Origin of the sequence: Ferrovibrio sp. (assembly GCF_035304305.1) — a bacterium.
Taxonomy (GTDB): Bacteria; Pseudomonadota; Alphaproteobacteria; order Ferrovibrionales; family Ferrovibrionaceae; genus Ferrovibrio.
This window is the reverse complement of record NZ_DATGQG010000123.1, coordinates 22,388-41,576: the sequence shown is the minus strand read 5'-3', so window position 1 is coordinate 41,576 and position 19,189 is coordinate 22,388. Positions and strand designations below refer to the sequence as shown.

16 protein-coding genes are annotated in these 19,189 nt (G+C 66.6%); 14 read left to right on the top strand and 2 right to left on the bottom strand.

Annotated elements, in window-relative coordinates; genetic code table 11:
* The 13 genes from VKZ87_RS13850 to lpxC all read left to right on the top strand — a co-directional run.
* A partial coding sequence (locus VKZ87_RS13850) for a UDP-N-acetylmuramoyl-L-alanyl-D-glutamate--2,6-diaminopimelate ligase (RefSeq protein WP_324221848.1) occupies nt 1-1,498 on the top strand: 1,498 nt, incomplete at its 5' end.
* A complete protein-coding gene (locus tag VKZ87_RS13845) occupies nt 1,498-2,925 on the top strand; it encodes a UDP-N-acetylmuramoylalanyl-D-glutamyl-2,6-diaminopimelate--D-alanyl-D-alanine ligase (RefSeq protein WP_324221847.1) in 1,428 nt (475 codons plus the stop codon). The genes VKZ87_RS13850 and VKZ87_RS13845, both read left to right, overlap by 1 nt.
* 16 nt (nt 2,926-2,941) lie before the next feature.
* Nucleotides 2,942-4,030, top strand: a complete 1,089-nt coding sequence (gene mraY, locus VKZ87_RS13840) for a phospho-N-acetylmuramoyl-pentapeptide-transferase (protein ID WP_324221846.1) — start codon at nt 2,942-2,944, stop codon at nt 4,028-4,030.
* Between the two features lie 4 nt (nt 4,031-4,034).
* Nucleotides 4,035-5,432, top strand: coding sequence for a UDP-N-acetylmuramoyl-L-alanine--D-glutamate ligase (murD, locus tag VKZ87_RS13835; protein ID WP_324221845.1), 1,398 nt, complete (start codon nt 4,035-4,037; stop codon nt 5,430-5,432).
* A complete protein-coding gene (ftsW, locus tag VKZ87_RS13830) occupies nt 5,429-6,553 on the top strand; it encodes a putative lipid II flippase FtsW (protein ID WP_324221844.1) in 1,125 nt (374 codons plus the stop codon). Before murD ends, ftsW begins: the two co-directional genes overlap by 4 nt.
* Nucleotides 6,550-7,710 carry an undecaprenyldiphospho-muramoylpentapeptide beta-N-acetylglucosaminyltransferase gene (murG, locus tag VKZ87_RS13825; protein WP_324221843.1) on the top strand — a complete coding sequence of 387 codons (1,161 nt, stop codon included), beginning with the start codon at nt 6,550-6,552 and terminating at the stop codon, nt 7,708-7,710. The genes ftsW and murG overlap by 4 nt, the downstream gene beginning before the upstream one ends.
* Nucleotides 7,707-9,140 carry a UDP-N-acetylmuramate--L-alanine ligase gene (gene murC, locus VKZ87_RS13820; RefSeq protein WP_324221842.1) on the top strand — a complete coding sequence of 478 codons (1,434 nt, stop codon included), beginning with the start codon at nt 7,707-7,709 and terminating at the stop codon, nt 9,138-9,140. Before murG ends, murC begins: the two co-directional genes overlap by 4 nt.
* Nucleotides 9,137-10,078, top strand: a complete 942-nt coding sequence (gene murB / locus VKZ87_RS13815) for a UDP-N-acetylmuramate dehydrogenase (RefSeq protein ID WP_324221841.1) — start codon at nt 9,137-9,139, stop codon at nt 10,076-10,078. The genes murC and murB overlap by 4 nt, the downstream gene beginning before the upstream one ends.
* Nucleotides 10,071-10,988 carry a D-alanine--D-alanine ligase gene (locus tag VKZ87_RS13810; protein WP_324221840.1) on the top strand — a complete coding sequence of 306 codons (918 nt, stop codon included), beginning with the start codon at nt 10,071-10,073 and terminating at the stop codon, nt 10,986-10,988. The genes murB and VKZ87_RS13810 overlap by 8 nt, the downstream gene beginning before the upstream one ends.
* On the top strand, nt 10,976-11,902 hold the full coding sequence (locus VKZ87_RS13805; protein WP_324221839.1) for a cell division protein FtsQ/DivIB: 927 nt from the start codon (nt 10,976-10,978) through the stop codon (nt 11,900-11,902). Before VKZ87_RS13810 ends, VKZ87_RS13805 begins: the two co-directional genes overlap by 13 nt.
* Before the next feature lie 48 nt (nt 11,903-11,950).
* On the top strand, nt 11,951-13,192 hold the full coding sequence (gene ftsA, locus VKZ87_RS13800) for a cell division protein FtsA (protein WP_324221838.1): 1,242 nt from the start codon (nt 11,951-11,953) through the stop codon (nt 13,190-13,192).
* 111 nt (nt 13,193-13,303) lie between these two features.
* Nucleotides 13,304-14,965, top strand: coding sequence for a cell division protein FtsZ (gene ftsZ, locus VKZ87_RS13795; RefSeq protein ID WP_324221837.1), 1,662 nt, complete (start codon nt 13,304-13,306; stop codon nt 14,963-14,965).
* Nucleotides 14,966-15,125: 160 nt separating this feature from the next.
* Nucleotides 15,126-16,073, top strand: a complete 948-nt coding sequence (gene lpxC / locus VKZ87_RS13790; RefSeq protein ID WP_324221836.1) for a UDP-3-O-acyl-N-acetylglucosamine deacetylase — start codon at nt 15,126-15,128, stop codon at nt 16,071-16,073.
* A gap of 115 nt (nt 16,074-16,188) precedes the next feature.
* Here lpxC and VKZ87_RS13785 read toward each other — a convergent pair whose 3' ends face one another.
* Together VKZ87_RS13785 and VKZ87_RS13780 are read right to left on the bottom strand one after the other, a co-directional pair.
* Complete coding sequence (locus VKZ87_RS13785) at nt 16,189-17,388, bottom strand: hypothetical protein (protein WP_324221835.1); 1,200 nt, start codon at nt 17,386-17,388, stop codon at nt 16,189-16,191.
* A gap of 207 nt (nt 17,389-17,595) precedes the next feature.
* Nucleotides 17,596-17,994 (bottom strand): helix-turn-helix transcriptional regulator, encoded by a 399-nt coding sequence (locus VKZ87_RS13780; RefSeq protein ID WP_324221834.1) that lies wholly within the window; start codon nt 17,992-17,994, stop codon nt 17,596-17,598.
* Between the two features lie 334 nt (nt 17,995-18,328).
* Between VKZ87_RS13780 and VKZ87_RS13775 the strand changes: the two genes are divergently transcribed.
* Nucleotides 18,329-19,180, top strand: a complete 852-nt coding sequence (locus VKZ87_RS13775; protein ID WP_414655655.1) for an outer membrane protein assembly factor BamD — start codon at nt 18,329-18,331, stop codon at nt 19,178-19,180.
* Nucleotides 19,181-19,189 lie beyond the last annotated feature (9 nt).

Genomic DNA, 19,189 nt, shown 5'->3' with positions numbered 1-19,189 from the left:
AAGAAACTTGCGTCTCAGTGATCTCTGCCGCGACCTGAATCTCGATCCGCGCGCCGCCCAGCTCGACGTGGCGGGCATCACGGCCGACAGCCGCGCCGTGCGGCCCGGTTACCTCTTTGCGGCGCTGAAGGGCACGCAGGCCGACGGGCACCGCTTCATTGCCGATGCGCGCGAGAAGGGTGCCGTCGCCGTGCTCAGCGACCAGGTCGATCCGGCCTATGCCGGGCAGATCCCCTTCGTCACCGATGCCAATCCGCGCCGCCGCCTGGCGCTCATGGCCGCGGCCTTCTTCGACGCACAGCCGAAGCATATCGCAGCCGTGACCGGCACCAACGGCAAGACCTCGGTGGCCAATTTCACCGCACAGATCTGGGCGCAGCAGGGCATCAGCAGCGCCAGCCTCGGCACGCTCGGCCTGCATGGCACCGGCGTCAGCGAGGCGCTCGCGCATACCACGCCGGACCCCGTGCGGCTGCACGAGCTGCTGAGCATCGCCAGAGGTGCCGGCATCGAGCATCTCGCGCTGGAGGCTTCCAGCCATGGCCTCGACCAGTACCGCCTCGATGGCGTGAAGCCGGAAGCGGCCGCCTTCACCAACCTCACCCGGGACCATCTGGATTACCATCCGACGGTCGAGGCCTACTTCGCTGCCAAGATGCGCCTGTTCGACACGCTGCTGCCTCCGCATGGCACGGCGGTGATCAACATGGACTCCGCGCTGGGCGTGAAGGTGGAGGATCTCTGCCGCGGCCGGCAGCATCGCCTGCTGCGCTACGGCATGCTCGGCAGCGAGCTGAAGCTGCTCTCGGCCGTGCCGCATGTCGGCGGCCTGCAGATCGAGGCGGAAATTCTCGGCGTGCGCCGCGAAGCCGACCTGCCGCTGATCGGCGGCTTCCAGGCCGGCAATGTGCTGGCGGCTCTGGGGCTCGTGATCGGCTGCGGCGGCCATGCGGCTGCGGCCTGGGAAACGCTGGAGAAGCTGCAGGGCGTGCCAGGCCGCATGCAGAAGGCGGCCCAGCGCGGAAACGGCGCTTCCGTCTTCGTCGACTATGCCCATACGCCGGATGCGCTGGAGACGGTGCTGAAGGCGGCGCGTCCGCATACGACGCAGCGCCTGGTCGTGGTGTTCGGCTGTGGCGGCGACCGCGACCGCGGCAAGCGGCCGCTGATGGGCGCCGTGGCCGCGAAGCTGGCCGATCGTGTCTATGTGACGGATGACAATCCGCGCAGCGAGGAGCCCGCATCGATCCGCGCCGCGATCATGGCGGCCTGTCCCGGAGGCATCGAGATCGGCGACCGGCGCAAGGCGATTTTTGCCGCCGTTGAATCGCTGCAGCCCGGCGACCTGCTGCTGATCGCCGGCAAGGGCCATGAGCAGGGCCAGATCGTCGGCAGCGAAACCCGTCCGTTCGATGATGTCCTGGTCGCGCGCGAAGCCGTGTCCGCAATCGATTCCGGTTCTGGTTCGGGCAGCGCACCATACGGAGGTAAAGATTAATGGAAAGTTTCGCGCTCTGGACCTCCGCCGAAGCTGCCCGCGCCACCCAGGGCAGCAGTGATGGTTTCTGGACAGCCAGCGGCATCTCGATCGACAGCCGCAGCATTGCCTTCGGCGATCTCTTCATCGCGCTGCGCGGTCCGAATTTCGACGGTCACGTTTTCGTCGCCGATGCGCTGGCGAAGGGCGCCGCCGCGGCGATGGTGGACCGCGTGCCGGAAACCCTCCCGCCCGGCGCCAATCTGCTGCAGGTGAAGGATACCTTCGAGGGACTGAATGCGCTGGCGGCCGCGGCACGGCAGCGCTGCGGCGCGAAAGTCGTCGCGGTAACCGGCAGCGTCGGCAAGACCTCCACGAAGGAAATGCTGCGGCATGTCTTTGCCGAGCAGGCCGCGACCCATGCCACCACGGGCAATCTGAACAATCACTGGGGCGTGCCGCTGACGCTCGCGCGCATGCCGGTGGACAGCCGCTATGCCGTAATCGAGATGGGCATGAACCATGCCGGCGAAATCGCGCCGCTGTCCACGCTGGCGCGGCCGCATGTTGCCGTCATCACCGCGATCGAGGCGGTGCATCTGGAGAATTTCACCGGCATCGAAGGGATCGCGGATGCCAAGGCGGAGATCTTCGCCGGCCTCGAGCCCGGCGGGATCGCGGTGATCAATCGCGATACGCCGCATTTCGAGCGCGCGGCGGCGGCCGCGCGTGCTGCCGGCGCCTCGGAGGTGATCGGCTTCGGCGAAAGCCGCGAGGCACAGGCGCGGCTGGTCAAATATGCGCCGCATGCTGCCTGCTCCTGCGTCGCGGCAGACATCCTCGGCCATCCGATGACGTTCAAGATCGGCGCGCCGGGCCGGCACTGGGTGCTGAATGCGCTGGGCGTACTGGCAGCGGCGCAGGCGGCCGGCGCCGACCTCGCCGAGGCCGGCATGGCGCTGGCGGGCGTGACCGCGCCCAAGGGCCGCGGCGAACGGCACGTCCTGCACTGGCGTGACGGCGGCGAGATTGAGGTGATCGACGACAGCTACAATGCCAGCCCCACCAGCATGCGCGCCGCATTCGCCGTTCTGGCCATGGCCAAGCCGGGCTCCCGCGGCCGTCGCATCGCCGTGCTGGGCGACATGCTCGAACTGGGGCCCGATGCCGAGGCCGCCCATGCCGGGCTGGCCGCCGATCTGGAGCGGGACGGCATAGATCTGGTTTTTGCCGCGGGCCCGCTGATGCGCGCGCTTTACGAGGCGCTGCCGGTTTCGCGGCGCGGCCATCATGCGGCGAACTCCACGGAACTCCTGGCTCCGCTGCGGCGCGCGATCCGCAGCGGCGACGTCCTTCTGGTGAAGGGCTCGCACGGCAGCCGCATGGACAAGGTGATCGATGATCTTCTGACGCCCGCGCCGGCGCCGCGCGCGGCCAACGGATGGTGACAAGGTAAGACCGCGAATGCTCTATCATCTGCTCTATCCGCTGGCCAACGAATTCCAGGTGTTCAACCTGTTTCGTTACCTGACCTTCCGCACCGGCGGCGCGGTCCTCACGGCCATGGTGCTCGCCTTCTGGATCGGCGAGCCGCTGATCAACTGGCTGCGCGCAAAGCAGGGGCGGGGCCAGCCGATCCGCGATGACGGACCCGAAAGCCATCTGCTGACCAAGCGTGGCACGCCGACCATGGGCGGACTGCTCATCCTGCTCGGCCTTGCCGTCGGCACGCTGCTCTGGGCCGATCTTACCAACCGCTATGTCTGGGCGGTGCTGCTCGTCACCTTCGGTTTCGGCCTGATCGGCTTCTACGACGATTACCTGAAGGTGACGAAGCAGAATCCGAAAGGCGTGCCGGGCAAGCTCAAGCTCGGCCTGCAGCTCCTGTTTGCCGGCGCGGCGGCGGTGTGGATCAGCGACATTGCCGCCGCGCCGCTGAATACCAGCCTGGCGATCCCGTTTTTCAAGGATGTGCTGCTCAATCTCGGCTGGTTCATGATTCCGTTTGCCGTCTTCGTCATGATCGGCGCCTCGAACGCCGTGAATCTGACCGACGGTCTTGACGGCCTCGCCATCGTGCCGGTGATGATCGCCGCGGCCAGCTTCGGCCTGATCACCTATCTGGCCGGCAACCGTGTCTTCGCCGACTACCTGCAGATCCACTACGTGGCCGGCGCGGGCGAGCTGGCCGTGCTCTGCGGCGCCCTTGTCGGCGCCGGGATCGGCTTCCTGTGGTTCAACGCGCCACCGGCCACCGTCTTCATGGGCGATACCGGCTCGCTCAGCCTCGGCGGCGCGCTGGGGACGATCAGCGTCATCGTCAAGCATGAACTGGTGCTCGCCATCATCGGCGGCCTCTTCGTGCTCGAGACCATCTCGGTGATGGTGCAGGTCGCGTCCTTCAAGCTGACCGGCAAGCGCGTCTTCCGCATGGCGCCGCTGCATCACCATTTCGAAAAGAAGGGCTGGAAGGAGCCGACCATCGTGATCCGTTTCTGGATCATCTCGGTGATCCTGGCGCTGGCCGGCCTTGCCACTCTCAAGCTGCGGTGATGGGATGATCGCACTGCATCATACCGGTGGACAGACCTGGGCGGTGTTCGGGCTCGCGCGCAGCGGGCTGGCCACCGCGCGGGCGCTTGTTGCCGGCGGTGCGCAGGTGCGGCCCTGGGACGATACCGAAGCCGCGCGCAGCGCGGCGGAGACCGCGGGGCTTCGTCCCGTGCCCCTCAACGATGCCGCGCTGGCCGGCTGCAGCGGTCTGGTGCTGGCGCCGGGCGTTCCGCTTACCCATCCCGCGCCGCATGACGTGGTTGCCGCGGCCGCGCGCGCCGGCATCCCGGTGCTCGGCGATATCGAACTGCTGCTGCGCGAGTTGCAGCCGGCGAACGGCATCGGCATCTGCGGCATCACCGGCACCAACGGCAAGTCGACCACCTCGGCGCTGCTTGCCCATGTGCTGCAGCAGGGCGGGCGCAGGACGGCCCTGGGCGGCAATATCGGCACGCCGGCACTGGACCTGCCGCGCTTCGGCGCCGACGACAGCGGCATCTACGTGATCGAGATGTCGTCGTTCCAGATCGACCTCACGCCGGGTTGGAAGGCGGATATCGCCATCCTGCTCAACATCACGCCGGACCATCTCGACCGCCATGGCGATATCGAAACCTACGCCGCGATCAAGGCCCGCATCTTTGCCGGCCAGGGCGAGGGCGATACGGCGATCATCGGAGTCGATGACGAGTATTGCCGCCGCATCCACGACCGGCTGGCCGCCCAGCAGAGCGGCCGCCGCATCGTTCCGGTTTCCATCGAGCGCAGGCTCGACGACGGCATCAGCGCCATTGACGGCAAGCTGTGTGAAAACGGCCGCGAAGTCTTCGCGCTGGATTTCGCCGCCCTGCCGGGTGCCCATAACGGCCAGAATATCGCCTGCGTCTATGCGGCGGCCCGCGCCGCCGGGCTGGACGCGGAGACGATCCGCAGGGGCATCGCGAGTTTCCCCGGCCTGAAGCATCGCCTGCAGCGCGTCGGCGTGATCGACGGCATTCCGTGCATCAACGACTCCAAGGCGACCAACGCCGATTCCACGGCGAAGGCCCTGGCCTCCTTCGAGACGATCTACTGGATCGCTGGCGGCAAGCCGAAGGAGGGCGGCATCGACAGTCTGCGGCCGTTCTTCCCCCGCATTCGCCACGCCAGCCTGATCGGCGAGGCGGCGCCGGCCTTCGCGGCCACGCTGGGCAGCGCGGTGCCGCACCGGCTCTGCGGGACGCTGGAGGTGGCGCTGGATGACGCGCTGGCGGCCGCGCGGCGCGACGGGATCGAGGGCGCGGTGGTGCTGCTCTCGCCGGCCTGCGCTTCCTACGACCAGTACAAGAGCTTCGAACATCGCGGCGACGCCTTCATCGAGCTGGTGGCCCGGCGGGGCGCCGTGACGGGGGCTGCGGCATGATCACCTTCTCGCGCACCGATACCTCCATCCTCGGCCGCTGGTGGTGGACCGTCGATCGCTGGCTGCTGATCGCCATCGCCGTGCTGATTGCCGTCGGCACCGTGCTGACGCTCGCCGCCTCGCCGGCGGTCGCGCATCGCATCGGGCTGGCCAATTTCCATTTCGTGCAGCGCCAGATCATCTTCCTGGTTCCGGCCCTGCTGATCATGATCGCGACCTCGCTGCTCGATCCGGTTGGCGTGCGGCGCGTGGCTGCCATCGTCTTCGCCGGCGCGCTGGCGGGCATGATGCTCACCTTCGTGATCGGCTACGAAGTCAAGGGCGCCCATCGCTGGATCTCGCTGGGCGGCCTGTCGCTGCAGCCCTCCGAATTCGTCAAGCCGGCCTTCGCCGTGGTTGCCGCCTGGCTGTTCGCCGAATGGCGCAAGGGCACGGGCTTCCCCGGCTGGGCGATCTCGACCGGCCTCTGCGCGCTGGTCGTCGGCATCCTGCTGCTGCAGCCCGATCTGGGCATGGCCGTCGTTGTCTGCGCGGTATGGCTGGCACAGTTCTTCATCGCCGGCCTGCCGATCGTGCTGGTACTGGCGCTCGGCGCGCTGGGTCTCGCCGGCATCTTCGGCGCCTATCTGATGTTCCCCCATGTGGCGAGCCGCATCGACCGCTTCCTCGATCCCGCCAACAAGGAGAATTACCAGATCGAGCGCGCCATGGAGGCCTTCTCCGCCGGCGGCATCTGGGGGCGTGGCCCGGGCGAGGGTTCGGTGAAGAGCGTGCTGCCCGATGCCCATACCGACTTCATCTTCGCCGTTGCCGGCGAAGAATTCGGCCTCATGGTCTGCCTGCTGATCGTGGGCGTCTTCGCCTTCATCGTGCTGCGCTGCCTGTCGCGGCTGATGACCGAGACCAATCTGTTCGTGCTGCTGGCCGCCGCCGGCCTGACCACGCAGTTCGGCCTGCAGGCGCTGATCAATATCGGCGTGAACCTGCATCTGCTGCCGACCAAGGGCATGACCCTGCCGTTCATATCCTATGGCGGCTCGTCGCTGCTGGCGCTGGCCTTCGCTATGGGCATGCTGCTGGCGCTGACCCGCTGGCGTCCCGACCAGGGAGGCATGCGATGAGCGCTGTCGCGACTCCCATCCTGCTCGCCGCGGGCGGTACCGGCGGCCATGTCTTCCCGGCGGAGGCTCTGGCGGCCGAGCTGCTGCGCCGCGGCCATCGCGTCGGCCTCGTGACCGACACGCGCGGCAAGGGCTTCGGGCAGAATCTGCCGGAGCTGCCGCTCTATCGCATCCCCTCGGGCACGCCGAGCGGCCGCTCGCTGCCGGGCAAGATCGCGGCCCTGTTCGAGATCGCGCGCGGCGTGTTCGGCGCGCTGAACCTGATCGGCCTGACGCAGCCGGCGGCCGTGGTCGGCTTCGGCGGCTATCCTGCCCTGCCGCTGCTGCTGGCCGCGCGGATGAAGCGCGTGCCGGTGCTGATCCATGAACAGAATGCCGTGCTCGGCCGCGTCAACCGTCTGGTCGCCAGCCGCGCCGACCGCATCGCCACCTCCTTCCCGGTGACGCGGTTCCTGCCGGCGCGCATCCCTGCCACGGTGACCGGCAATCCGGTGCGGCCGGCTATTCTTGCCGCCGCCGACCGCCCTTACGAGGCGCCGGCCGACGGCATCTCGGTTCTCGTCATGGGCGGCAGCCAGGGCGCCCGCGTGCTGTCCGATATCGTGCCGGCCGCGCTGGCCGCCCTGTCGCAGGACATCAAGCGCCGCCTGAAGGTGCAGCAACAATGCCGTCCGGAAGATCTGGAGCGCGTGCGCAATGCCTATGCGCAGGCCGGCATCCAGGCTGAAACGGCGACCTTCTTCGGCGACGTGGCCGAGCGTCTCGCCGCCGCACATCTGGTGGTCAGCCGTTCGGGCGCAAGCAGCACGGCGGAAATCGCGGTGATCGGCCGTCCCAGCCTGCTGGTGCCCTATGCCCATGCGATGGACGATCACCAGACGGCGAATGCGCAGGCGCTGGCGCAGGCCGGCGGTGCCGTCGTGATCGCCCAGGACAAGTTCACCGTCGAGCGTGCCGCGACAATGTTCAACGACCTGCTCGGCGATCCGGCGGAACTCGCCCGCATGGCGTCCGCCGCGCGCAGCGTCGGCCGCCCGCTGGCGACGCAGGCGCTCGCCGACCTGGTCGAGCGCCTCGTTGCCGAACGCCGCAAGGCGGCCGGGGTGGGCAGCAAGGCAACATCGAAAGATCATTCTGTGAAAAGGATTGCGGCATGAGAGCGCTGCCGCTCGACATCGGTATCATCCATTTCGTCGGCATCGGCGGCATCGGCATGTCGGGCATCGCCGAGATCATGCACAATCTGGGTTACCAGGTGCAGGGTTCGGATCTGTCGGCCAATTACAACGTCAAACGCCTGCGCGATCTCGGCATCACGGTCTTCGAAGGCCATCGCGAGGAGAATGTCGCCGCCGCCGAGGTGCTGGTGATCTCTTCGGCCGTGAAGCCCGACAATCCGGAAGTGAAGGCTGCCCGCGCGCGGCTCATCCCCGTGGTGCGTCGCGCCGAGATGCTGGGCGAGCTGATGCGCCTGAAATGGGCCATCGCCATCGCCGGTACCCATGGCAAGACGACGACGACTTCGCTGGTCGCGGCCCTGCTGGAAGCGGCCGGTGTCGACCCCACCGTGATCAACGGCGGCATCATCAACGCCTATGGCACCAATGCCCGGCTCGGCGCCGGCGAGTGGATGGTTGTCGAGGCCGACGAGAGCGATGGCACCTTCCTGAAGCTGCCGGCGACGATTGCCGTGGTCACCAATATTGACCCCGAGCATCTCGACCATTACGGCAGCTTTGACAAGGTGCGCGACGGCTTCAAGCAGTTCGTCGAGAACATCCCCTTCTACGGCTTCGCCACGCTCTGCATCGACCATCCGGAAGTGCAGACGCTGATCGGCCGCATCACCGACCGGCGCATCGTCACCTACGGCTTCTCGCCGCAGGCCGACGTACGCGCCGTCAATGTCCGCTTCGACAATCGCGGCGCCCATTACGACATCCACATCACCGACCGGGTCCGCGACGAGTCCGAGACCATCACCGGCGTGCATCTGCCGATGTTCGGCCACCATAATGTCCAGAATTCCCTCGTGGTGGCGGCCATCGCCCGCGAGATGGGCTTCGATGCCGACGTGGTGCGCCGGGCACTCGGCGGCTTCAAGGGCGTCAAGCGCCGCTTCACCATCACCGGCGAGACCAACGGCATCACCGTGGTGGACGATTACGGCCATCACCCGGTCGAGATCTCCGCCGTTCTGGGCGCCGCGCGGCTGGCGGTGGGCGACAATCCCGAGGCCCGGGTGATCGCCGTGGTGCAGCCGCATCGCTACACGCGTCTGCGCGACCTGTTCGAGGATTTCTGCACCTGCTTCAACGACGCCGACAAGGTGATCGTCGCCGATGTCTATGCCGCGGGGGAGGCGCCGATCGAAGGCGTGGATCGCGACGCCCTGGTCCAGGGTCTGCGCGAGCGCGGCCATCGCCATGTCCTGCCGCTGACGGGACCGGAGCGTCTGGCGGCGATGATCAAGGCCGAAGCCGCGCCGGGCGACCTCGTGGTCTGCCTCGGCGCCGGCAGCATCACGACCTGGGCCAACGCGCTGCCCGGTGAATTGCAGGCGCTGTTCTCCAGGGGGGCGGCATGATGGCAGCCACGCAGCTTCCGCAGCAGCAGGGCCTGATCGCGCGGCTTCCCGCCGTGCGCGGCCGGCTGACTGCCGATGCCGGGCTGGCCGATATCACCTGGTTCCGCGTCGGCGGTCCGGCGGAAGTGATGTTCCGCCCGGCAGACCGCGAGGACCTGATTGCCTTTCTGCGCGGCAAGCCCGCGGATGTGCCGGTGACCGTTCTCGGTGTCGGTTCCAATACGCTGGTGCGCGATGGCGGCGTGCCGGGTGTGGTGATCCGCCTCGGCCGCGGCTTTGTCGAGATCGAGGCCGAGGGCGACGAGGTGGAAGCGGGCGCCGGTGCACTGGATGTCAACGTGGCGCAGACCGCGCAGATGCACGGCATTGCCGGGCTGGAATTCCTGCGCGGCATTCCTGGCACCATCGGCGGCGGCCTGCGCATGAATGCCGGTGCTTACGGCACCGAATTCAAGGATGTTCTGGTCTGGGCCGAGGCGCTGGACGAACAGGGCAATCTGCATCGCCTGTCGCCGGTCGAGATGAAGTTCGGCTATCGCCATTGCGGCGTGCCGGAAACCTGGATCTTCCTCCGGGCGCGGCTGAAGGGACAGGCCGGCGACCCGGCGGCGATCAAGGCGCGGATGGACGCGATCCAGGCAGCCCGCGAAGGCAGCCAGCCGATCCGCGCCCGCACCGGCGGCTCCACCTTCGCCAATCCGGACGGCCACAAGGCCTGGCAGCTGGTCGATGCGGCGGGCTGCCGCGGCCTCGTGGTGGGCGATGCGCAGGTATCCGAGCAGCACTGCAATTTCCTGATCAACCGCGGCAATGCAACCGCCGCCGATCTCGAGACGCTGGGCGAAACCGTGCGCGAGAAGGTGAAGGCACAGAGCGGCATCGAGCTGCGCTGGGAGATCCGGCGCATCGGCAGGCCGAAGGATGGCAGCCATGGCTAAGCCGCATGTCGCCGTCCTGATGGGTGGGTGGTCGTCGGAGCGCGAGGTTTCGCTCACCTCGGGCCGCGCGGTGGCCAAGGCCCTGCGCGAGGATGGCTTCAGGGTCAGCGAGATCGACGTTGCCCGCGATCTGGCCCAGAAGCTCGACGCCACCAAGCCTGATGTCGCCTTCAACGCGCTGCATGGTCCCTATGGCGAGGACGGCACGGTGCAGGGGCTGCTGGAGATTCTCGGCATTCCCTACACGCATTCCGGTGTGCTCGCCTCGGCACTGGCGATGAACAAGCCGATGGCGAAGGACGTCTGGCGCAACCACGGCCTGCCGATGGCGGAGGGCAGGGTGGTGCACCGTTCGGCCTTCTCCGGCGGACCGGTGATGCCGCATCCCTACGTGATCAAGCCGCTGAACGAGGGTTCCTCGGTGGGCGTGCATATCGTCTTCGAAGGCGACAACTACCAGCCGCAGGACGACGCCAGCTGGCATTTCGGCGAGCACGTGCTGGTCGAGCGCTACATTCCCGGGCGCGAGATCCAGGTGGCGGTGATGGGCGACCGCGTGCTCGGCGCCATCGAGATCCGGGCACACGGCAAGTTCTATGACTACGAGGCCAAATATACCGACGGCAAGGCGACCCATCTGATGCCGGCGCCGCTGGCGAAGCCGGTCTATGACGAGATCTGCGCGCTGGCGCTGAAGGCCCATCTCACGCTGGGCTGCCGCGGGGTGACGCGCTCCGACTGGCGCTATGACGACACCGCCGGCGAGCCGGGCCGTTTCTACCTGCTCGAGATCAACACCCAGCCGGGCATGACCCCGCTGTCTCTGGTGCCCGAGATCGCCGCCCATAGCGGCATCTCGTTTGCCGAGCTGGTGCGCTGGATGGTGGAGGATGCGTCATGCGGCCGTTAGTCGTGCTGCCGGAAGATCGCCCCTGCGCGCCCTGCGCCCCCGCGCTGCCGCCAGCGCGGCCGAAGGGTTATTGCCGGCCGCTGCCACCGGCGCGGCGCCGGCCGCCCTCCGTGCTGTGGCGGCGGATCCGGCTGGCCCTGCTGTTCATCGCCGTAGCGCTTGTCGGCAGCAGCGGCGCCTATGTCTGGTTCCGCACCGACTGGCCGGCGCAGGCGCAGATCGCGGCGCAGGAATTCCTCGGCGAGGCGGGCGCCAGCGTCGAGCTCCGGCTCGCGGAAGTGAATCTGCGCGGGCGCGTGCATACGCCGCTGGAGATGCTGGCCGAGGCGGTGGCCGTGGAACGCGGCGATCCGATCCTGTCGCTCGATCTGGATACCCTGCGCCGCCGGGTCGAGGCGATCGGCTGGGTGAAGCAGGCGACCGTCTGGCGCCAGCTGCCAGACACGCTGCATATCGAGATCGTCGAGCGCGAGCCCTTCGCCCGCTGGCAGATCGACGGCCACATTTACCTGATCGACGAGACCGGCCGGGTGCTCGAGGACGGTGACCGCCCGGATTTCGCCGACCGTCTGCTGCTGGTCGGCGCCGGCGCGTCCGACAAGGCGCAGGACCTGCTCGACATGCTGCAGATCGATCCGGTGCTGGCCGCACGCGTCGTGCATGCCACCCGCGTGCGCGGACGGCGCTGGGACATCGCTTTCGACAACGGCGTGATCGTCCGCCTGCCGGAGGAGAATCCCGAGCAGGCCTGGGTCCGGCTGATCGCGCTCGAGCAGAGTCACGGCCTGCTGCGCCGCGATCTGGAGATGGTGGATCTGCGTCAGGACGACCGATTGATCGTACGGCTCAGCCCGGAGGCGGAGCCGCCGCCGCCGGTGGTTACCCCGGCAAAGAAGACGGGGAAGCGGACATGACAAGAGACGGCCGGAAGATGGGTCAGAAAAGGCAGGGGAAGTAAGGCCATGGCGGTATCGCGCAATGGATTGATTGCCACTCTGGACGTGGGTTCCTCCAAGGTGTGCTGCTTTATCGCGCGGGCCGATGGCGGCACGCTGCGGGTCATCGGCATCGGGCATCAGCTGTCGCGTGGCCTGCGCAACGGCAATGTCGTCGACATGGATGCCGCGGAGCAGTCGATCCGCGCCGCCGTCGAGACGGCCGAGCGGATGTGCGGCGAAACCATCCGCGACGTCTTCATCAGCATCAATGCCGGTAATCCGCAGTCCCACACCGTGGGTGTCGAGGTTGCCATCGACGGCCATGAGGTCACCGACCACGATGTCGCCCTGGTCCTCGATCATGGCCGTCGCCACCAGACGCCCAGCGACCGCGAGATCATTCACTCCATCCCGGTCGGCTACACGATCGACGGCTCGCGCGGGATCAAGGACCCCCGGGGTATGGCCTGCGAGCGGCTAGGCGTGAACATGCACGTCATCACCGCCGGCTCGGGCCCGCTGCGCAACCTTGCCACCTGCGTCGCGCGCGGCCATCTGCGCATCGCCGGCCGGGTGGTGGCGCCGTTCGCCTCGGGCCTCGCCTGTCTGGTCGAGGACGAGATGGATCTCGGCGTTACGCTGATCGACATGGGGGGCGGCACCACCAGCATGGCCGTTTTCTACGACGGCCAGCTGGTGCATGCCGATGTGGTACCGCTCGGCGGTGGGCATGTCACCAACGATATCGCGCGCGGGTTGTCGACCCCGCTGGCCCATGCCGAGCGGCTGAAGACGCTCTATGGCACGGTGCTGCCGAGTCCGTCGGACGACAACGAGACGATCGACGTGCCCCAGGTGGGTGAGACCGACGATCATGCCCATAACCAGGTGCCGCGCTCGATTCTCACCGGCATCATCAAGCCCCGACTCGAGGAGACGCTGGAACAGGTGCGCGAGCGTCTCACGCAGTCGGGACTCGAGAAGCTGGCCGGACGCCGGGTCGTGCTCACCGGCGGTGCGAGTCAGCTGCAGGGGGTGCGCGAACTGGCGGCGCGCATTCTCGACAAGCAGGTCCGTCTGGGCCGCCCCATCCGTGTGGGTGGTCTGGCCGAGGCAACCGGCGGGCCGGCCTTCTCGGCCTGCGCCGGTCTTCTCTCCTATGCGCAACAGCAGGCGGCCGAGCGAATCATCCGTCTGCCCGAACCCGACCCTGCACCAAGCGGCGCCTTCTCACGAATCGGCCGCTGGCTGCGCACCAATTTCTGATCGCATGGCAAGGACGATGATCAAAACAAGCAGCATCCATGCGGTCTCACGAATGTCGCTTGCAACGCAGCGCGACTTTGTTCATTGCATCAGTTAACCCTGGAGGAGAACATGGGTATCAATCTCAGCATGCCGACCACGCGGGAACTGAAGCCCCGCATCGTCGTCTTCGGCGTCGGCGGCGCCGGCGGAAACGCGGTCAACAACATGATCAACGCCCAGCTCGAAGGCGTTGACTTCGTCGCCGCCAATACCGACGCGCAGGCCATCAACATGTCGCTGACCGAGCGGCGCATCCAGCTCGGCGTCACCCTGACCCAGGGGCTGGGCTGCGGCGCCAAGCCCGATGTGGGCCGGGCGGCGGCGGAAGAATCGCTCGACCAGATCGTCGAACACCTGCAGGGCTGCCATATGGCCTTCGTCGCTGCCGGCATGGGCGGCGGCACCGGCACCGGCGCCGCCCCGGTGATCGCCCGGGCGGCGAAGGAGATGGGCATCCTCACCGTCGGCGTGGTGACCAAACCGTTCTCCTTTGAAGGCACGCAGCGCATGCGCCTGGCCGAGAACGGCATCCGCGAGCTGCAGCAGTATGTCGACACGCTGATCATCATCCCGAACCAGAACCTGTTCCGGGTGGCGAACGAGAAGACCACCTTCGCCGACGCCTTCAAGATGGCCGACAACGTCCTGCAGTCGGGCGTGCGCGGCATCACCGACCTGATGGTCATGCCCGGCCTGATCAACCTCGACTTCGCCGACGTCCGTTCGGTGATGAGCGAGATGGGCAAGGCCATGATGGGCACCGGCGAGGCCGACGGCGACCATCGCGCCATCGAAGCCGCCGAGCGGGCGATCGCCAATCCGCTGCTCGACGATATCTCGATGAAGGGCGCCCGCGGCGTGCTGATCAACATCACCGGCGGTCCGGACCTCACCCTGTTCGAGGTCGACGAAGCCGCCAACCGCATCCGCGAGGAGGTCGATCCGGAAGCCAACATCATCGTCGGTTCGACGCTGGATCCGAACATGGAAGGCCGCATGCGGGTATCGGTGGTTGCCACCGGTATCGATGCCGCCGCTCAGTCCGAGCCGAAGCCGCAGGCCTCGCCGGGCCTCCGCCTGGTGACCCCGCCGCAGGCCAAGCCGATCAGCTTCGGCGCTGCCCGTCCTGCCCAGCAGCCGGCCGTCGCGATGCAGCCGGCCATCTCGGCCCAGGTCACGCAGCAGCCGATCAGCGCCGGTGCGAATGCGCTGGCGATGGAGCCGGTCGCGATGGAGATGCCGGCCGAGGCAGCCGTGGCCGAGCCGGCCCCGGCGGTTGCGGAAGCCGAAGCCGCGCCGGCCATGGCCGAGCCGCAGCCGCAGGTCCGTCCGTTTGCCGCTGCGGTCGCCGAAGCGTCCGCTCAGGCCGAGCATTTCATGCCGGCGCCGGCCCAGCTGCCGCCGCGGGTCGCCGCCGAGGCCGCCATGCGCCAGCCGGATCCCTTCGCTGAGGCCGACATGGTCAACAAGCCGGCCGAGCCGAAGAAGAAGGCGAGCCTGTTCGACCGCATCACCGGCGTGGCCCGGGGCCGCCTGGGTGACAGCGAGCCGTCGACGGCCTTCCGCCACGCCGAACCGCAGTTCTCGCGGCCGGCCGCCCCGGCCGAACCGCAGCCCGCACCCCGGCAGGCTGATCTGGGCCTGTCGCCGGCCACGGAGCGGCCGGTTCTGAGCCGCCCGCAGGACGATCTGCTGGACATTCCGGCCTTCCTGCGCCGGCAGGCGAACTGAGGAAAAGACGAGCGGATGTAACGGGTTAGGCGGAGCCTTTAGCGTTACATCTCGTAACACAGAGTGATTTGTTGTTGCCGGGGGTGGTTGTTACAACCATCCCCGGTTTCGTTTTTCCGCGGGTCCTCGATTCGCGACCCGCACAGGAGTTCTGACAGTCATGGCCGGCAAGATCGCTCAGAGGACGCTGAAGAACCGTATCAAGTGTTCCGGCATCGGCCTGCACAGCGGCGCCAAGGTCCAGATGGTTCTGAATCCCGCCGCGCCGGATACCGGCGTGGTGTTCCGTCGCGTCGACCTGCCGGGCAAGCCGCTGGTGCGCGCCCGCCATGACCAGGTGACCGATCTGCGCATGTGCACCACCGTCGCCGCCGGCGAAGGCGTTTCCATCGGCACCGTCGAGCATCTGCTGGCCGCGCTGGCCGGCATGGGCGTCGACAACGTGCTGGTCGATATCGACGGTCCGGAAGTGCCGGTGATGGACGGTTCCTCGGCCCCGTTCGTGTTCCTGATCGAATGCGCCGATGTGATCGAGCAGGTGGCGCCGCGCAAGTATCTCAAGGTGCTGAAGCCGGTCCATGTGCGCGACGGCGCCGCTGCCGCGTCGCTGCTGCCGGGCGAAGGCTTCGTCATCGATTTCGAGATCGAATTCGCCAATAAGATCATCGGCCGCCAGACCGCGGAATTCCAGCTCGAGCCGGGCCGCTTCAAGGCCGATATCGCCCGCGCCCGCACCTTCGGCTTCGTGCAGGAGGTCGAGCAGCTGCGCGCCATGGGTCTGGCCCGCGGCGGGTCGCTGGAGAATGCCGTCGTGCTCGGCCATGACCGCATCCTCAACGATGACGGGCTGCGCTACGAAGACGAATTCGTCCGGCACAAGATCCTCGATGCCCTGGGCGATCTGTATCTTGCCGGTGCGCCGATCATCGGCCGCTACCATGGCGTCCGCTCGGGCCATGCCCTGAACAACAGGCTGCTCAAGGCGCTGTTCGCCGACGAGACGGCCTATGCCTGGACCACCCATGCCAAGCGGGATCTGCAGCGTCCGCTGGCGGCGGCCGATCTCGGGCCGCGGCTGCATCCCGCGGTCGCCGAAGCGGCGCTGTAAGCCCTCACATTCTGCCGGAACGAAAAAGCCCCGCGGAAGCGGGGCTTTTTTTATGCTCGGCCCGCCGATGCCGCCGGGCGCGGGCCCGGCGGCACTGCGGTGAGGCGGAGAGGGCTCAGCCGCACTTCTCCTGCCATTCCTGCGCCTTCTTGACCAGGTCGCCATGCTTGCCCATCACGTCGGCCAGGCGATTGACCACCTTGTCCTTCAGCTGCTTCTTCTTCTCTTCCTTCATGTCGGAGACATCGGCCAGGTAGCCGAACGGCGCCGGCACGGTCACGGTCGGCAGGCTGACGCTCTTGCTGTCGCCCTTGTACTTGAACTTCGAGTAGGTCTTGATCGTGAGCGCATCCTTGTTGCTGTTCATCGACACATCCTTGATGCACAGGTTCACGCTCACGCTGCTGGTGGCCTTGAATACCGGCACGCAGACGTCGTTCTTGCCGGTGTCGCTGATCAGGTACTGATACAGGTTGAGCTTCTCCCAGTTGTTGTCGCTCCACTTGTACCAGGTGTTGTAGGACAGCCGGATGCCCTCGATCTTGCCCAGCAGGAACTGCTGGTCCTTCGGATCGCTGCCGTCATGGGCTTTCACGCCATCCGGGTAGATCGGGTACATGCGCAGATCGAGCTTGAACTGGATGGTGCGCGTGTACTGGCCGTCGAAGGTTTTCTTGTCCTTGGCATGCAGGAAGAACAGCGGATAGCCGTTGGTGCGGATCTCATCCAGCTTCTGCTTCTTGTCCTGCAGGTCGGCCGCCACATGCACGATCTTGCACGCGGTTTTCTTCGCCTTCTTGAACTTGTCGACCGTGGCGCTGTCCATCTGCCCCAGGGCGGCGCCGAGCGCGGCGTCCTCGGTGTTCTGGTTGCAGCGGAGCTGGGCGATGTCGAGCTTGGTCTTGCTCTCGTCCGCGGCCGCCTGCGCCAGCTGCTGCGCGTTGCTCATGGTCAGCGTGACCTTGGGCGGCAGCTTGGTCTGCTGCTTGCCTTCGGCGAGCGGCGAGGTGTAGCCGGCCAGATTGTAGGAGGTGTTGACCAGCGCGGTGGCGTCCTTGGCCGCCTGGTTCAGCTGGTTGAAGGTGTCGAAGAACTTCTTGGCGTAATCGCTGCTGGTCGCGGACTTGAAGTCGTTCTCGACGTTGTCCTCGGCCTTGTCCACGTCGGTGCTCAGGCTGCTGATGCGGGACTTGATGTCGTCCAGCTTGATCGGGCAGCTGTCATCGGCCGCGATACCCGCGCTCGGAGCAAGGCTCACCGTCAGTAAAGCTATCGGCAATGTCTTGCGAATCAGGTTGCGTTTCTTATCTCGCATCTGCCTCTCCAGTTTCATGCGATTACCCCTAGGGGTGGCGGGACTGGGAGGGACCCTATCAGGGCAGGATATGTCGCCAAACACCATGAATATGGTAGGAGGCGCGGAAAGCCGCGAGTCGCCGCGGCAATCCGCAGGCCGGCGCTGGAAAAAAGAAAAGCCCCGCCGGAGCGGGGCTTTCCGAATGCTTGCCGGTTCAGGCGGCGGTCAGTCGCCGGAGGTGACGACTTCGCCTTCCTTGTAGCGGCCGGCGATGCTCTTGATCAGGCCGGCCACCGCCGACCGGATGCTGGTGTCCTCGATATCGCTGAAGTTGCGCACCAGCTCAATGGTGGAGCGGTTCTTGCCGCCATGCTCCAGCGGCTTGCTCTCCAGCTTGGTCTCCAGACCCTCGAAGAAATAGGCCATGTCGACCTGGAGGCGCTGGGCGACCTCGAACAGCCGGCCGGCGCTGACGCGGTTGGCGCCGGTCTCGTATTTCTGCACCTGCTGGTAGGAAATCTTCAGCGAATTGGCGAGTTCCTCCTGGGTCAGGCCCAGCTCGGTCCGGCGGGCGCGGATACGCTCACCTACATATTCGTCAACGCGGGTAGCGATTTTCCCCATGGATGGCACCTCTTGGCGTAAACAGTCGATTTCATTGCCCGTTGATTACTTGGGGCAGGTCCGGCGGCCTGACAAGGCACCCGCTCGGCGGGATTAACCAAATGCCGGAACCGTCCAAACCCGGGTATCACTACCTCTAATAGGCGAATTCCTCCGGGGAGAAAATCGTTCAGAAGTATAGGTTCTCCGATCGGGGAAAAAGCCGAACAATTATACGGACATAACCGGAGCTGCGCGCCATCTCCGGGAAAAAGGCTCGCGGTTACCGGGAGTTATGGCAGGGGAATCGCCGGCCCAGCTTGATTTTGCCCAAGCCCCATGCGAGACACTTTCCATGCCGATGTTCTGTCTGGATTCGCCGCGCATCGACCGGAACGCCCGTCGGGCCATTGCCGGTCTGGGACTGATTCTCCTGCTGGCTGCCTGTAGCGGCACCAGCGAACCCCCGTATGTGGAGCGGCCGGTCGAGGACCTTTACAACAACGCCATGGATGCCGTGGCGGCCGGAGAGTGGGAAGCCGCGGCCTACGGCTTCGATGAGGTCGAACGCCAGCATCCCTATTCGGTCTGGGCCACCAAGGCCCAGCTGATGGCGGCCTACGCCTATTACCAGAACAACAAGTATGTCGAGGCGATCTCGGCCTGCGAACGCTTCCTGCAGCTGCATCCGGGCAACAAGGATGCAGCCTACGCCTATTATCTCATCGCGGTCAGCTATTACGAGCAGATCACCGATGTCGGTCGCGACCAGAAGATCACGCAGCAGGCGCTGAATGCGCTCGAGGAAGTGGTTCGGCGCTATCCGACCAGCGAATACGCGCGCGACGCGCGGCTCAAGATCGATCTCACCCGCAATCACCTTGCCGGGAAGGAAATGACGATCGGCCGCTACTATCTGCGGCAGGGCCAGTACATCGCCGCAATCAACCGCTTCAAGACGGTGATCGAGAAGTTCCAGACCACGATGCATGTACCGGAAGCGCTGCATCGCCTTGCGGAAGCCTATATGTCGCTCGGCGTGATCGACGAGGCGCAGAACGTCGCTGCCGTGCTCGGATACAACTATCCGGGCAGCGAGTGGTATGTGGACACCTATACGCTCGTCACCGGCCAGGAAGTGCCGACGGCATCGAAACCGGCAGAGAAAAAGTCCTGGCTTGGCCGGGCCTGGAATTCCATCTTCTGAGCGCATGCC